At 71.6% G+C, this 10,756-nt stretch carries 10 protein-coding genes; 5 read left to right on the forward strand and 5 right to left on the reverse strand.

Annotated elements, in window-relative coordinates:
* Nucleotides 1–41: 41 nt before the first annotated feature.
* Entirely contained in the window at nucleotides 42–1,421 is a 1,380-nt protein-coding gene (locus tag ACFVYN_RS38070; protein WP_390006858.1) for an extracellular solute-binding protein, read from the reverse strand.
* Between the two features lie 239 nt (nucleotides 1,422–1,660).
* On the opposite strand from ACFVYN_RS38070, the gene ACFVYN_RS38075 reads away from it, so the two are divergent.
* The 4 genes from ACFVYN_RS38075 (at nucleotide 1,661) to ACFVYN_RS38090 (ending at nucleotide 7,453) form a co-directional block, all read left to right on the forward strand.
* Nucleotides 1,661–2,899 carry an ROK family protein gene (locus ACFVYN_RS38075; RefSeq protein ID WP_390006880.1) on the forward strand — a complete coding sequence of 413 codons (1,239 nt, stop codon included), beginning with the start codon at nucleotides 1,661–1,663 and terminating at the stop codon, nucleotides 2,897–2,899.
* Between the two features lie 297 nt (nucleotides 2,900–3,196).
* Nucleotides 3,197–5,440: an MMPL family transporter gene (locus ACFVYN_RS38080; RefSeq protein WP_390006859.1), complete on the forward strand. Its 2,244-nt coding sequence runs from the start codon at nucleotides 3,197–3,199 to the stop codon at nucleotides 5,438–5,440.
* Between the two features lie 7 nt (nucleotides 5,441–5,447).
* Nucleotides 5,448–6,764 (forward strand): sensor histidine kinase, encoded by a 1,317-nt coding sequence (locus tag ACFVYN_RS38085; protein ID WP_390006860.1) that lies wholly within the window; start codon nucleotides 5,448–5,450, stop codon nucleotides 6,762–6,764.
* Entirely contained in the window at nucleotides 6,761–7,453 is a 693-nt protein-coding gene (locus ACFVYN_RS38090; protein WP_390006861.1) for a response regulator, read from the forward strand. Before ACFVYN_RS38085 ends, ACFVYN_RS38090 begins: the two co-directional genes overlap by 4 nt.
* Before the next feature lie 62 nt (nucleotides 7,454–7,515).
* On the opposite strand, the gene ACFVYN_RS38095 is transcribed toward ACFVYN_RS38090, so the two are convergent.
* Nucleotides 7,516–8,256, reverse strand: coding sequence for an SDR family NAD(P)-dependent oxidoreductase (locus ACFVYN_RS38095; protein WP_390006862.1), 741 nt, complete (start codon nucleotides 8,254–8,256; stop codon nucleotides 7,516–7,518).
* 79 nt (nucleotides 8,257–8,335) lie between these two features.
* The gene (locus ACFVYN_RS38100; RefSeq protein WP_390006864.1) at nucleotides 8,336–8,686 is read right to left on the reverse strand and encodes a winged helix-turn-helix transcriptional regulator; all 351 of its coding nucleotides are present in this window, start codon (nucleotides 8,684–8,686) and stop codon (nucleotides 8,336–8,338) included.
* A 96-nt stretch (nucleotides 8,687–8,782) separates the two neighbouring features.
* Here ACFVYN_RS38100 and ACFVYN_RS38105 point away from each other — a divergent pair, with 96 nt between their 5' ends.
* Nucleotides 8,783–9,664 carry an NAD(P)-dependent oxidoreductase gene (locus tag ACFVYN_RS38105; protein WP_390006865.1) on the forward strand — a complete coding sequence of 294 codons (882 nt, stop codon included), beginning with the start codon at nucleotides 8,783–8,785 and terminating at the stop codon, nucleotides 9,662–9,664.
* Between the two features lie 39 nt (nucleotides 9,665–9,703).
* Here the strand turns inward: ACFVYN_RS38105 and ACFVYN_RS38110 are convergent, their stop codons facing one another.
* Both ACFVYN_RS38110 and ACFVYN_RS38115 read right to left on the reverse strand, forming a co-directional pair.
* Nucleotides 9,704–10,510 (reverse strand): SAM-dependent methyltransferase, encoded by an 807-nt coding sequence (locus ACFVYN_RS38110; RefSeq protein ID WP_390006867.1) that lies wholly within the window; start codon nucleotides 10,508–10,510, stop codon nucleotides 9,704–9,706.
* Nucleotides 10,511–10,585: 75 nt separating this feature from the next.
* Nucleotides 10,586–10,756 (reverse strand): DUF397 domain-containing protein (locus tag ACFVYN_RS38115; protein WP_390006881.1); only part of this gene is annotated, 171 nt, incomplete at its 5' end.

Below are 10,756 nucleotides of genomic sequence, written 5' to 3' on the forward strand. Positions count from 1 at the left end.
GGGGTGACCGCCGGTCCCGCGGGGCGCCGGAGCGAGGGTGGTCACGAAGTGCCCTCCGCGGTCTTGTCGCCGCCCACCGCCGCCTTGACATCGTTATCGAAGGTCGAAGCGGCCTTGTCGACGGAGTCCTGACCGGTCGTCACGGACTCCATCGCCTTCTGGATCGCGGTCGAGACCTGGTTGTACTCGGGCAGCCCGGGCCGGTAGTGGGTGTCGGCCACCAGCTCGGTGAAGAACTTGTTGGTAGGCACCGAGTTCAGGTACGTCGGGTCCGAGGCGACGTCGGTGCGCACCGCGATGTTCGCGTTGGTCGCGTTCCACTTGGCGGCGTTGGTCTTCGTCTGGAGTGTGGTCGACAGGAACTTCCAGGCCAGGTCCGGGTTCTTGGCCTTCGCCGGAATGGACCAGGCCCAGCCGCCCGACATGCTCGTACTGCCGGGCGCCTGGCCGTTCTGCGTCGGCATCGCCGCGTTGCCCATCACCGACTGCCACTTCGGCCACGGCTTGGCCGCCGCCGAACTCCAGTTGTTGGGCATCCAGGAGCCGTCGATGTCGATCGCCAGCTTGCCCTCGGGGATGAGCTCGGTGCCCACGGTGGTACCGAAGTTGGCGCCCAGCGCCTGCTGCTTGGACGGGCCGAGGTCCTGGCTGTAGAGGGTGTGGACGAAGTCGAGCGCGTCCTTGAACCCCTGGCTGCCCACCACCCACTTCTTCTGCGAGGCGTCGTAGAGCGACTTGTCGCCGGCCGGCGTGCCGTACAGCAGCATCTCGAAGCCCTGCATGGAGGAGGCCTCGCCGCCCGCCTGGCCGGTGTAGAGGTTCAGCGGGGTGACGCCGGGCAGCTTGGCCTTGACCTTCCTGGCCGCGGCGAGCACGTCGGCCCAGGTCTTCGGCTGCCAGGGCACGGAGATCCCGGCCTTCTGGAGGAGCTGCTTGTTGTACCAGATCCCGCGGGTGTCGGTGTCGTCCGGTACGGCGTAGGTCTTGCCGTCGGAGGCTCCGGTCACCGCGGCCTTGGCGGCCTTGGCGTACTGCGACCAGTCGGACCACTTCGCGGCGTAGGAGTCCAGGGGCTTGAGATAGCCGCCCGCGATGTCGGAGTTGATGAGCGCGGTGTCCTCGTAGACCAGGTCGGGCGCGGTCGCGGGGGAGCGCATCATGAGCTGGAGCTTGGTGTAGTAGTCGTTCTCGGAGGCGACCACCGGCACGAGGGTGACCTTGGTGCCCGGATTGGCCTTGGTGAACTGCTTCACCATCGAGGCGAGGAAGGTGGCCTGGATCTTGTTGCTGCTGTCCAGGTTCTGCCAGTAGACGACCTTGATGGACTTGGCCGAGCTGCCTGACGAGCCCGAACCGCAGCCGGTGACGGCCACGGCGGTGGCGGCGGTGAAGGCCGCGGCGGTGACGATTCTTGAGCGCACAGTGGGTTCCTCCGGAACGCGAAACCTGAGGGAAAGCCGCGAGTTCTCAGCCTGGAGGCCAGCTCGGACGACGCTCCAGCCTCTGCGCCACCCTGCGCTGATCGGCCTCGACGGCCGGATTTTGATGGGCGCCAGCTAAATCCATTTGATGGATGAAGTCAATGCTTCCAGTATGTAAACTTTCGCCCTGGGAGCGCCGGGGCGGCGCAGGCGAGGGATCAGGTGACCGACAGGTGACGATGCTCAGCGGGACGAACCTGCCGCGGGTGGGCGGCTACAACCAGGCCGTCGTGCTGGACGCCATCCGCACCACGGGCCAGGTGAGCCGGGTCGAGCTGGCCGCGCTCACCGGGCTGACCAACCAGACCGTCTCCAACGTCGTCCGCAAGCTCCTCGACGCGGGTCTCGTGGCGGAGTCCGGCCAGGCCCCCTCCAGCGGCGGCAAGCGCCGCACCCTGCTGACCCTGCGGGCCGACGGGGCCTGCGCGGTCGGCGTCCACCTCGACCCCGACGCCGCAGTGATCGTGGTCGTCGACCTGGCCGGTGAGGTGATCGGCAGCAGGCGGCTGCGGCTCACCGACCCGGGCGACCCGGCCGACGTGGTGGACCGCATAGCGCGCACCACCGGGCGCCTCCTGGACCGCAGCGCCGTGGACCGCACGCGCCTGCTGGGCCTCGGCATCGCGGCGCCCGGCCCCCTCGACGGCACCACCGGCGCCGTGGTCTCCCCGCCCAACTTCCCCGGCTGGGGCCGCGTCCCCCTCGCGGACATGTTCGCCGAGGCCACCGGACTGCCCGTCGCCCTGGACAACGACGCCACCGCCGCCGCGATCGGGGAGCGCTGGATCGGCGGCGCCGACCGGGCGGGCAGCTTCCTCTTCCTCTACCTCGGCACCGGCGTCGGCGCCGGAATCGTCCTCAACAACACGGTCCTGCACGGCGATTCGGGCAACGCCGGCGAGTTCGGCCACATGGCCGTGGAGCCCGGCGACCGGGTCTGCCACTGCGGTGCGATGGACTGCCTCGGCCCCTATGTCAGCCCGGCCGCGATCATCGACGACCTGCTGCGCCTGTACGGCCCTGCCGCCGCCGACCGCATCGGCCTCACCGGTACGCCCGACGCCGTGCACCACGACTGGAAGGCCCTGCGCCGAGCGGCCCGCGCGGGTGACGCCGACGCCTGCGAGGTCGTACGGCGAGCCGCGCGCCGTATCGGCGAGGCCGCGCGCGGCGCCGCCAGTCTCCTCGACGTCAGCCGGGTCGTCCTCGGCGGCGAGGCGCTGCGCGGCATCGAACCGATCATCCGCGAGGAGGTCGAGGCCGCCGTCAACCGCACCTCCGTCGCCCGCACGATCCGGACGGTCGCCGTGGAGCAGAGCGTGATCGGCGAGACGGTGGGCGCGGTGGGGGCGGCATCGCTGGTGCTGCACGGGAACTACGCGCCGGGGTGGCGGATGCTGACGGATGTCGCGGGCTGAAGTGGGCGCGTGCGCTGCGAGTTGGGGGCTGTGCTGCTGTCCCGTGTCCGCAGTGTGCGCCGGCGGCGTCGGTCGGCGGTTCCGTCCTGTCCGGGAAGCGGCGGAGCCATGTACGTAGGCCACGGGCCAAGTCGGCCTTCTAGTGCGTAGGCACCAGACACCCGTGTGGCTGGTCCCGGTGCACCAGGGGAAGACGGCGGCGCAGGACGATGTCCGGCGGGGCGCCGGAAGGAAGGGTTGGAGGCGCGCGAATTCCGCGCGCTTCCCCTGCCTAACGGCGTCTGGAGTGATCGACAGGTGGCTACTTCTCTCTACCGGATCGGACGGTGGGCCTTCCGGCGGCGCCGGCTCGTGGGCGGTCTGTGGCTGAGTGTCCTGGTGCTGGCCGTCGCCGCCGCCGCCCTGGCGCCGGCCGGCGAGGACGAGGACCTCGCCATGCCCGGCACCGAGTCGCAGAAGGCGTTCGACCTGCTGGACGAGCGCTTCCCGCAGAGCAACTCCCAGGGGGCCGAGGCCCGCCTGGTGTTCCGGGCTCCGGACGGACAGCGGGTGACGGCCAGGCAGAACAAGGCGGCCGTCGAGGACGCGCTCACCTCGCTGGACGAGGGCGAGCAGGTCGCGTCGACCACCAATCCCTATACGACAGGCGCCGTCAGCGAGGACGGCACCATCGCCTACTCCACGATCACCTACACCGCGGACGCCGTCGATCTGACCGCGTCGGCGAAGAGCGCCCTCGAGGACACCGCGAGCCGGGCCAGGAGCGCGGGGCTGACCGTGGAGATCGGCGGCTCGGCCCTGGACGCGGAGGAAGAACTGGGCGGGACGACGGAGATGATCGGCGTGGCGGTGGCCGCCGTGGTGCTGGTCCTCGCCCTCGGGTCGCTGGTCGCGGCCGGACTGTCGCTGCTGACCGCCTTCGTGGGCGTGGCCATCGCCTTCTGCCTGGTCTCCGCGCTGGCCGTTCCACTGGGCCTGACATCGACCGTCGCCATCCTGGCACTGATGCTGGGGCTCGCGGTCGGCATCGACTACGCGCTGTTCATCACCTCCCGCTTCCGCGACGAGCGCGCCCGGGGAAGCGAGCCGGAGGAGGCCGCAGGCCGGGCGGTGGGCACGGCCGGATCAGCCGTGGTCTTCGCCGGCGCGACCGTCGTCATCGCCCTGGTCGGGCTGGGGGTCGTCGGAATTCCCGAACTCACCAAGATGGGCATGGGCGGCGCGGGTGCCGTGGCCCTCGCCGTACTCGTCGCGCTGACGCTGGTCCCCGCGCTCTTCGGCTTCTTCGGCCGGCGGGTCCTGTCCCGCGCCGTCCGCAAGGCCACCCGTGCGGCGGGAGAGCGTTCGCACCCGGTGCCCGGCGCGGCCGGCCGGCCCGGACTCGGCACCCGCTGGGCGCGGTTCGTGCTGCGCCGGCCGGTGGCCGTGCTGATGATCGCCGGACTCGGTCTCGGCGCCGTCGCCCTTCCCGCGCTGAGCCTCGAACTCGGACTGCCCGGAGACGAGTCCAAGTCGGTGCAGACCACCCAGCGCCGCGCCTACGACCTGCTGTCGGAGGGCTTCGGCCCCGGCTTCAACGGCCCCTTGACCGTGGTCGTGGACATGTCGGGGTCTGCGGACACCCGCGCCGCCACGGACCTGGTCGCCAGGACCGTACGGGCGGTGGACGGGGTGAAGTCGGTCGGCGAGCCGGTGCTCAACAAGGCCCAGGACACGGCCGTTCTCACCGCCGTCCCGCGGACCGCGCCGAACAGCGGCGAGACCAAGGACCTGGTGCACGCGATCCGGGACGCGGTCCCCGGCGTCGAGGCCGACACGGGCGCCGGCATCCTGGTGACCGGCACCACCGCGCTGAACATCGACATCTCCGAGGCCATGTCCGACGCCCTCGTCCCCTATCTGAGCGTGGTCATCGGCCTGGCGGTGCTCCTGCTGACGGTGGTCTTCCGTTCGGTCCTGGTCCCGGTCAAGGCTGCTCTCGGCTTCCTGCTGTCGGTGGGTGCCGCCTTCGGCGTCCTCGTCGCCGTCTTCCAGTGGGGGTGGGCGGCGGACCTGATCGGCATCGAACAGACCGGACCGGTCATGTCCCTGATGCCGATCCTCATCATCGGCATCGTGTTCGGCCTCGCCATGGACTACGAGGTCTTCCTCCTCACCCGCATGCGGGAGGCCTACGCCCACGGCGCGTCTCCCGGTGAGGCGATCGTCAACGGGTTCCGGCACAGCGGACGGGTGGTGGCCGCGGCGGCCATCATCATGATCAGTGTGTTCGCCGGATTCATCGGGATGAACAGCCCCACCATCCAGACGATGGGCGTCGGTCTGGCCGCCGCCGTGGCCTTCGACGCCTTCGTGGTCCGGATGGCGATCGCGCCCGCGGTCCTGGCACTGCTCGGCCACCGGGCCTGGTGGCTGCCCCGTATTCTGAACCGCGTGTTGCCGAAGGTGGACATCGAGGGTGAGGCGCTGGGCAGGCAAGTCCCGTCCTCCGCGGGCGAGTCGGGCGCGGCGGTGCGGCGACTGCCCGTCGGGCGGGACTGAGCCGGCCATGACGAACACGGGGGGCGGTGGCCCGCGAGCACGCGGCACGTGGTGGCGGGAGGGAGCGATCACGGCGACGGCGTTCGCGCTCTGTCTGCTCGGCGGCGTCGTGCAGGACGACGGCAGCACGCTGTCACCGCCCTCTGCCGCCGCCTACTTCATCGCCGTGGTGTCCTGTGCCGTGCTTCCGGTGCGGCACCGGGCGCCGCTGGCCGCCATGGCGGTCACCACCGCGAGCGGTGTGCTGGCACCCTTCCTGGGCCTGCTGCTGAGCCCGCTCATCGCGGCTCCCGCCGTGATCACCGCCTACTCCTACTCGCTCACCGCGCGCACCGAACGGCGCGCGGTGAGCGCGGCGGCGCTCATCTCCGTCGCACTGCTCGTCGCCTCCACCCCCTTGTTCGGGGCCCTCTCGTGGAAGGACGCGAGCAGGGTGGGGGCGGTGGCGGCGTTCCCGCTGGTGGCCGGCGTACTGGGGCACTCGGTGCACAACCGGCGGGCATACCTGGCGGCCATGGAGGAACGGGCACTGCGGGCCGAGCAGAGCCGGGACAGCGAGGCACGCCGCAGAGTGGCGGAGGAACGGGTGCGCATCGCCCGCGAACTGCACGACCTGGTGGCCCATCAGATCACCCTGGCCAACGCGCAGGCCACGGTCGCCGCCCACCTCTTCGACACCCGCCCGGAGCAGACCCGCCGGAGTCTCAAGGAGCTTGTCGAGACCACCAGCGACGCGCTCGACGACCTGCGGGCCACGGTGGGTCTGCTGCGCCAGTCGGGGGACGCGGCGGCGCCCCCCGAACCGGCGCCCGGGCTGTCCCGGCTGCCCACGCTCCTGGAGTCCTTCCGCCGCGCGGGTCTGGAGGTGTCGGTGCACCAGGAGGGCACGGCCAGGCCGCTGCCGCCGGGAGTGGACCTCACCGCCTACCGCATCGTCCAGGAGGCCCTGACCAACGTGACCAAGCACGCCGGCACCGGAACCGCCCGGGTAGGTCTCGCCTGGCACCGAGATCGCGTGACCCTCACCGTCGCCGACGACGGAGGGGGCGCCCGTACGGCGCCGACGGCATCCGGAGGGCCGAGCGCGTCCGCGGTGGGGGACCGGCCGCCCGGTTACGGTCTGATCGGGGTGCGCGAACGCGCCACCGCGATCGGGGGACACCTCTCGGCGGGCCGGCGACCGGAGGGCGGCTTCCTCGTCCAGGCCCAGCTGCCGCTCCCGCCCGCGAAGGATGCGGCGCGCGGATTCGACGGGGCGACAGCCGTCGAGGGGCTGACGGCCGACGCGCCGACCGGTGACGGAGAGACGGGGGACGCGCCGTGACGCTCCGGGTACTGCTCGCCGACGACCAGGCGCTGCTGCGCGGTGCCTTCCGGATGCTTCTCGACTCCGCCGACGACATCACCGTGGTCGGTGAGGCCGCCGACGGCCGGGAGGCGGTGAGACTCACCCGGGAGCTGCGCCCGGACGTGGTCGTCATGGACATCCGTATGCCCGAGGTGGACGGCCTCACCGCCACGTCCCGGATCTGCGCCGACCCCGAACTGCGCGCCAGCCGCATCCTGATCCTCACCACGTACGAGACCGACGAGTACGTCGCCCAGGCGCTGCGGGCCGGGGCCGGCGGCTTCATCGGCAAGGGCATCGGGGCCGAGGACCTGCTGGACGCCGTGCGGACCATCGCCGACGGCGACACCCTTCTCTCCCCCGCCGCGACCCGCTCCCTGGTCGCCCGCTTCCTGGCCACCCCCGACGAGGCCCCCTCGCACCAGCCCGAACAGCTCGCCGTGCTCACCCCGCGCGAACGCGAAATGGTCGCCCTGGTCGCGACCGGCCTGTCCAACCAGGAGATCGCCGAGCGGATGTTCCTCAGCCCCTTCACGGTCCGCGCCCACGTGCAGCGCGCCATGACGAAGCTCGACGCCCGCGACCGGGCGCAACTCGTCGTCATCGCCTACCGGACGGGCCTGGTCCGGCCGGCTCCCGACGGCGGCACCGACCGCAGGTCGTAGCATCCTGCTCACTGAGATCGCTGCCCTGATCCGACGGCGCAGCCGACGAAGCGCCGTGGCTCTCAGGTCAGGTTCAGGCCGCCGTCGAGCACGATGACCTCCCCGGTCAGATAGCCGCTGCCGATCACCGACGCCACCAGGTCGGCGACGTCGGCGGGCAGGGCCGGGCGGTGCATCGGCGCACGGTCCCGCCACAGCTCGTGCGCCTGTGCCCAGTCCTTGGTCATCGGCGTGTCCACGAGGCCCGGCGCCACCGCGTTCACCCGTACGTCGGGCCCGAGCGCAGCCGCGAGCAACCGGGTCACGTGGTTCAGCGCGGCCTTGCTCGCCGCGTACGGCACCGAGGAACCCTTGGGCCGTACGCCGGCGTGGCTGGTGATGTTGACGATGCTGCCACCTCCGGGGGACCGCCGTAGCGCCGGAAGGGCCGCGGTGCACAGCACCCAGGGCGCGATGAGGTTGACCTCCAGCAACTGCCGCCAGTCCGCGGGGGTGGCCGCCGCGAGGTCCGCGTGCGGGATCGGGCGGCTGATGCCCGCGTTGTTCACCAGCACGTCCAGCCGCCCGAAGTGCCCCAGCGCCCTCTCGACCAGCCCGCGGGCCTCCTCCTCGACGCCCAGATCCGCCTGGACGTAGGCCCCGCCGAGCTCCGCCGCCAGCGCCTGCCCGGCCTCCGTGCTGCGCCGCGAGTGCACGACGACCCGTGTCCCGTCCGCCGCGAGCCGCCGTACGACGGCCTCGCCGATCCCCGACGTGGACCCGGTGACCAGGGCGACGGGCCGGTCTCCCGCTTCGATGCTCATGACAGTGGATCTTGCCAGGCCCACCACCATCTGCGTCCAGGCCCACCGCCACCTGCGCCCAGGCCACCGCCATCTGTCTCTACTCCGCTCCCTGCGCGCCCCTCCGCCCGCGTCCCCAGGCGGCCAGCGGCTGGAGCGCGTCGTTGAGGCGCTCACCGTCCGCGGTCAGTGAGTACTCGACGCGGGGCGGCACCTCGTCGTAGGCGACGCGGCGCACCACGCCGTCCGTCTCCAGCTCCCGCAGATGGGACGCGAGCACCTTCTCGGTTATGCCCGGAAGCAGCCGGCGCAGTTCGCCGAAGCGGCGGCAGGGGTGCTCGTGGAGCGCCCAGAGGATCAGCACCTTCCACTTGCCGCCGATCACCTCCATCGCGGCGTCGATCCCGCAGATGTGTCCGCCCGGCGCGCCCGGCCGGTTCAGCGTCGTCATGCCCCACCCTTTCGACGTGCTCGCTCACCCCGGGGTAACCACCCACTCCGAAGTGCGTACTTGATCACCCACGCGTCTGTGACCAGCCTGAACGGCATGACACAGAACACCGTTGAGAAAACCTCCGTCACCTTGTTGGGCCTCGGCGCGATGGGCACCGCGCTGGCCCGTACCTGGCTGGCCGCCGGCCATCCGCTCACCGTCTGGAACCGAACCCCCGCCCGGGCCACGCCGCTTGCCGCCGAGGGCGCGAAAGTCGCGGACAGCGCCGTCGAGGCGGTTGCCGTGAACTCCCTGGTCGTCGTCTGCCTGCTGGACGACGCCTCGGTCCAGGACGCGCTGGCCGACGCCGACCTGGCCGGCCGGGACCTGGTCAACCTGACCACCGGCACCCCTGCCCAGGCCCGCGAACGCGCCGAGTGGACCCGCGAGCGCGGTGCCCGCTACCTGTACGGCGGGATAATGGCTGTCCCGCCGATGATCGGTGTCCCGGACTCCGGCGGCTATGTCTTCTACAGCGGCTCGCCGGAGCTGTTCGAGCGGCACCGGGACACACTGGCGGTCCCGGCCGGCACCGTCTACGTCGGCCGGGACGCGGGCTTCGCGGCGCTGCACGACGTGGCCCTGCTCAGTGCCATGTACGGGATGTTCGCCGGAGCGGCCCACGCGTTCGCCCTGATCCGCAAGGAGGACATCGACCCCGCGTCGTTCGCTCCGCTGCTCGCCGACTGGCTCGTCGCGATGGCCCCGGCCGTGCACCGGACCGCCGACCAGCTGCGCGGCGGCGACTACACCCGAGGTGTCGTCTCCACCCTCGCCATGCAGGTGGCCGGCACACCGGCGTTCCTGAGCACCGCCGAACAGCAGGGCGTCAGCCCCGAACTGGTCAGCCCCTACTTCGAGTTGATGCGCCGTCGGCTTGCCGAGGGTGGCGGGGAGGAGGACCTGACGGGCGTGATCGACCTGCTGGTGCGCTGACCCCACGCTCAACCTCCCGGGCTGCACGGCCGACCCGTGTCACGGCTTGATGCCCACCCCGGTCCACAGGCTGACCTCGGCGTCGGAGGCGGTGGGCTCCTTGTCCGGGCGCCAGCGGTGACCGACCGTGACTCCCGGGTCGAGCAGGTCCAGGCCCTCGAAGAAGCGCGCCACGTCGTCGCGCGAGCGGAACTGCACCGGCGTGCCCGCGCCCGTGTAGATGTCCGTGACCTTCTGCCACGTGTCCGGGTCGAAGTCGGGCGTGCAGTGGCTCAGGGCCAGCGCGCTGCCCGAGGGAAGCACGGCCAGCAGCCGGCTCACGATGCCGTACGGGTCCTGCGCGTCGGTGACGAAGTGCATGAGGGCGTTGAGGGACAGCGCCACCGGCCGGTCGGTGTCCAGTGCCTCGGCCAGCTCGGGCGCGTTCAGCAGCGCGTCCGGGTTGTTGACGTCGGCCTCGATGTACGCGGTGCGGCCCTGGGGCGTGTTGCGCATCAACCGCTCGGCGTACTTGAGGACCAGGGGGTCGTTGTCGGCGTAGACCACCCGGGCGTCGGGCACCACCGACTGCGCGACCTGGTGGAGGTTCGGCTCGGTGGGGATGCCGGTGCCGATGTCCAGCCACTGGCGGATGCCGTGCTCCTTCGCGAGCACGCGGGTGGCGCGGTGCATGAACGCGCGGTTCTCGCGGGCGCACGTGAAGATGCCGGGGTAGACCGACGCGACGGTCTCGGCCGCCTGCTTGTCGATGTCGAAGTGGTCCTTGCCGCCGAGGTAGTAGTCGTACATCCGCGCGGAGTGGGGCCGACTGGTGTCGATCTCCCGCGCGGCGTGGGAGTTGCTCATCCTGTCCCTTTCAGGTGGTGTGCGTGGGGGTGTCGGGCAGGTCGCTGCCGGGGGCAGGTCCGGCTCGGGTCGTGGTCAGCCGGCCGTCAGATGGTCGGCGAGGCCCCGCTTGACGCCCGCGACGAACGCGGCGATCTCCTGCGGGGTGTAGATCAGCGCGGGTCCGGCCGGATCGGTCGACTGCCGCAGCGCCACCCGGCCGTCGGCCAGGAGCTTCGTCTGCACGCACTGGCCGCCGTTGGGACC

It is taken from the genome of Streptomyces sp. NPDC058307 (genome assembly GCF_042880295.1).
Lineage (GTDB): Bacteria > Actinomycetota > Actinomycetes > Streptomycetales > Streptomycetaceae > Streptomyces.

Excerpts from the sequence above, each read along its gene's own strand:
- ACFVYN_RS38075 (WP_390006880.1), top strand. The coding sequence starts at position 1,661 with ATGCTCAGCGGGACGAACCTGCCGCGGGTGGGCGGCTACAACCAGGCC.
- ACFVYN_RS38085 (WP_390006860.1), top strand. The coding sequence starts at position 5,448 with ATGACGAACACGGGGGGCGGTGGCCCGCGAGCACGCGGCACGTGGTGG.
- ACFVYN_RS38095 (WP_390006862.1), bottom strand. The coding sequence starts at position 8,256 with ATGAGCATCGAAGCGGGAGACCGGCCCGTCGCCCTGGTCACCGGGTCC.
- ACFVYN_RS38100 (WP_390006864.1), bottom strand. The coding sequence starts at position 8,686 with ATGACGACGCTGAACCGGCCGGGCGCGCCGGGCGGACACATCTGCGGG.
- ACFVYN_RS38105 (WP_390006865.1), top strand. The coding sequence starts at position 8,783 with ATGACACAGAACACCGTTGAGAAAACCTCCGTCACCTTGTTGGGCCTC.
- ACFVYN_RS38110 (WP_390006867.1), bottom strand. The coding sequence starts at position 10,510 with ATGAGCAACTCCCACGCCGCGCGGGAGATCGACACCAGTCGGCCCCAC.